The sequence below is a fragment of the Pseudomonas sp. R11F genome, from assembly GCF_050312575.1.
In the GTDB taxonomy this organism is placed as follows: domain Bacteria; phylum Pseudomonadota; class Gammaproteobacteria; order Pseudomonadales; family Pseudomonadaceae; genus Aquipseudomonas; species Aquipseudomonas palleroniana.
Genome location: NZ_JBNPJU010000089.1, coordinates 1 through 373 on the forward strand (window position 1 = coordinate 1; position 373 = coordinate 373).

The window sequence follows — 373 nt, forward strand, 5'->3', positions numbered from 1 at the left end:
TCTCCGCAGCCCTGGCCAACGGCCAGTTCGCCGGCCGCGAGGTGGCCTACATCGTCGGCCTGGGCAGCAGCGGGACCGTCGCCGCGCTGCTCTACTTCAGCATCGCCTTCGGCAAGGTGACCATTTCCACGCTGAACTCCTACGGCAGCTTCATGTGCATCGCGACCATCATCAGCAGCGTACGCGGCCAACTGGAGATCACCCGCGTGCAACGCCTGTTTTTCGTCCTCGCGATCGTCGGCGCCTCGACGCTCATCGCGCTGCTCGGCCAGCACTCGTTCCTCGCTGCGTTCAAGTCCTTCATCCTGTTCCTGCTGACCTTCTTCACCCCGTGGAGCGCGGTGAACCTGGTCGACTACTACTTCATCACCCG

1 pseudogene is annotated in these 373 nt (G+C 63.5%); it reads left to right on the plus strand.

Annotated elements, in window-relative coordinates:
* Positions 1–373, plus strand: a pseudogene (locus tag ACQRBV_RS27550) (cytosine permease); the annotation flags it as partial.